At 68.1% G+C, this 2727-nt stretch carries 4 protein-coding genes; 2 read left to right on the forward strand and 2 right to left on the reverse strand.

Annotated elements, in window-relative coordinates; translation table 11 throughout:
• Nucleotides 1-678: enolase C-terminal domain-like protein (locus tag BN903_RS03770; RefSeq protein ID WP_048076491.1), on the forward strand; the 678-nt coding region annotated here is incomplete at its 5' end.
• Nucleotides 679-694: 16 nt separating this feature from the next.
• A complete protein-coding gene (gene rpsB / locus BN903_RS03775; RefSeq protein ID WP_048076428.1) occupies nucleotides 695-1495 on the forward strand; it encodes a 30S ribosomal protein S2 in 801 nt (266 codons plus the stop codon).
• A gap of 88 nt (nucleotides 1496-1583) precedes the next feature.
• Here rpsB and BN903_RS03780 read toward each other — a convergent pair whose 3' ends face one another.
• Together BN903_RS03780 and BN903_RS03785 are read right to left on the reverse strand one after the other, a co-directional pair.
• Entirely contained in the window at nucleotides 1584-1928 is a 345-nt protein-coding gene (locus BN903_RS03780; protein WP_048076429.1) for a DUF4870 domain-containing protein, read from the reverse strand.
• Between the two features lie 29 nt (nucleotides 1929-1957).
• Entirely contained in the window at nucleotides 1958-2551 is a 594-nt protein-coding gene (locus BN903_RS03785; protein WP_048076430.1) for a mechanosensitive ion channel domain-containing protein, read from the reverse strand.
• Nucleotides 2552-2727 lie beyond the last annotated feature (176 nt).

Consider the following 2727-nt stretch of genomic DNA (forward strand, 5'->3'; position numbering starts at 1 on the left):
ACGGCGGCGGTCGCGGACGTGCTCGACGAGCGCGGCGTCCCCGCGGCGAAGGGCGACGAGGGCGCGTGGGCCACCCCGATCTCGGACGCCGAGGCGTTCGAGGTCGTCGAGGAGGCGGTCGACCGCGTCGAGGACGAAGTCGGGTTCGAGATCCGCTTCGGGCTCGACGTGGCGGCCGCCGAGCTGTACGACGACGACCGAGAGGCGTACGTGTACGGCGACGAGACGAAGTCGGCCGACGAGCAGATCGACTATATCGCCGGCCTCGTCGACGAGTACGACCTCGCGTACGTCGAGGACCCGCTCGACGAGAACGACTACGAGGCGTTCGCGGAGCTGACCGACCGGGTCGGCGACCGGACGCTGATCTGCGGCGACGACCTGTTCGTCACCAACGTCGAGCGGCTCCAGGACGGGATCGACGCGGGCGCGGCCAACAGTATCCTGATCAAGCCGAACCAGATCGGAACGCTGTCGGACGCGTTCGACGCCGTCGAACTCGCCGCCCGCAACGGGTACGAGACGGTCATCTCGCACCGCTCGGGCGAGACCGAGGACACCACCATCGCACACCTCGCCGTGGCGACCGACGCCGGCTACATCAAGACCGGCACGGTCGGCGGCGAGCGAACGGCCAAGCTGAACGAACTGGTCCGCATCGCGGACGACGCGGTATGACGGACCGACACCACGCATGAGCGAAGACAACGACGCGGTCGAACTCGACGACGACGCGGAGACCGAGGCGGTCGACGCGGCGGTCGAGGAGGAGGCCGACACGACCGAGGAACCGACCGCCGACGCGGCCGCTGAGGCCGCCGACGCCGAGAGCGAGGCGGCCGCCGAGGCCGCGGAAGAGACGACCGAGGAGGAGGACGCCTCCCCCTTCGACGACGACGTCATGCCGGACGACGACGTCGACCTGCTGATCCCCGTCGAGGACTACCTCTCCGCGGGTGTCCACATCGGGACCCAGCAGAAGACGAAGGACATGGAGCGGTTCATCCACCGCGTCCGCGACGACGGGCTGTACGTCCTCGACGTGAGCCTGACCGACGGGCGGATCCGCACGGCCGCGGACTTCCTCGCGAACTACAACCCCGAGCAGATCCTCGTCACGTCCTCGCGGCAGTACGGCCGGTTCCCGGCCGAGAAGTTCGCGGACGCCATCGGCGCTCGCGCCCGCACCGGTCGCTTCATCCCGGGCACGCTGACGAACCCCGACTACGCCGGCTACATCGAGCCGGACGTCGTCGTGGTGACCGACCCGATCGGTGACGCGCAGGCTGTCAAGGAGGCCATCACCGTGGGTATCCCGGTCATCGCGATGTGTGACTCCAACAACCAGCTGTCGAACGTCGACCTCGTCATCCCGACGAACAACAAGGGTCGACGCGCGCTGTCGGTCGTCTACTGGCTCCTCGCCAACGAGACGCTCGACCGCCGCGGGGCCGACACCGTGTTCGCCCTCGAAGACTTCGAGGACGAACTGTAGGCCGTTTTCGACGTCGAGTTCGACTTTTCGAAGCCGCCCCGCGCCGACCAGCGGCCGCGCTCTCGTGGAGGGGGACCGGCCGGGAACTTCACAACAGGTCGATCGTGAGCGGGTAGCTCCACGCCTCGCCCTCGGACGCCTTCACCGCGGCGATAACGACGAACACCGTATCGAGGAGGCTGAGCACCGGCAAGATGAGGAAGCCGATGAACAGAAACACCAGCGCGAGCGCGAGCAGCGAGTAGACGGTGAGCCATATCTGCCAGTTGATGGCGTTTCGCGCGTTCTCCTTGACGAACGCGTCGTCGCTGACGACGTAGACGACGAGCGGCCCGACGACCCACGTGAACAGCGCGAGGAGGTGCGTGATCGCCGCCAGCGTGGTGTCTCCCTCGGGCCCGGCGGTGTCGAACCGCTCCGACGTGGATGCCATGGGGAGGTGATCCGCCCGCACCGCGGTATTTAGCTGTTGGCCGCGTCGCCGTCGGGTGACGCGCCCGCCGCACCCTCCGCCGGCTCCTCCGGCACGTCGTGGGTCCACCGCGGCTCTATCTCGCGGTTCGCCAAGACGACGCGGTCGCCGTTGTCGGCGTCGATTCGCGTCTTTCGGAGTTCGATTGCGGCGACGGTTCCGGTGACGCCTTTCGCCTCGACGCGGTAGCCGACGTTGAAGTCGGGGTCGCGCAGGAGGTAGACGCCGGCCACGGTGTCCTCGATCATCTCGGAGAGCGCGTAGGAGACGCCCAAGGCGATGAAGCCGACGGCGGTGCCGAGGCTCGCCGCGATGTCGCCCATCCCGAGGACCTTCAGGAACGTGAGCGCGACGCCGAACCACAAGAAGATGGCGACGAGCGTGACGATGAGGTCCCCGACCAGCTCGCGGTCCCCCACGTACACCCGGGTGATCGACGACCGGACGACCGCGAGGACGATCCTGACCGTCACGTACGCCAGCGCGAGGAACACCAGTCCCGAGAGCAGTCGCGGGATGGCGACCGCCAGCCCCTCGACGAAGTTCGTGAACGAGCGGGTCAGAAGCGACGGGAGCGCAGTCATGAGGCGCACGACGACGGCCGCCGGTGAAAAGCTGACGGGGGCGGAGGGGTTTGCCGTCCCGCGACGCGTCGCTCGCCCCGAGCACAAGCGCAACGCCTGTAAGCACGCGGGGAGAGTGAGTTCGTATGACCGTTTGCGAAGCGCCGGGGAAGGTGTACCTCTTCGGCGAACACGCC

This window comes from Halorubrum sp. AJ67 (genome assembly GCF_000513435.1).

What these genes read in the sequence shown, in the direction of transcription:
- rpsB (WP_048076428.1), top strand. Translation starts at nt 695, where the DNA reads ATGAGCGAAGACAACGACGCGGTCGAACTCGACGACGACGCGGAGACC.
- BN903_RS03780 (WP_048076429.1), bottom strand. Translation starts at nt 1,928, where the DNA reads ATGGCATCCACGTCGGAGCGGTTCGACACCGCCGGGCCCGAGGGAGAC.
- BN903_RS03785 (WP_048076430.1), bottom strand. Translation starts at nt 2,551, where the DNA reads ATGACTGCGCTCCCGTCGCTTCTGACCCGCTCGTTCACGAACTTCGTC.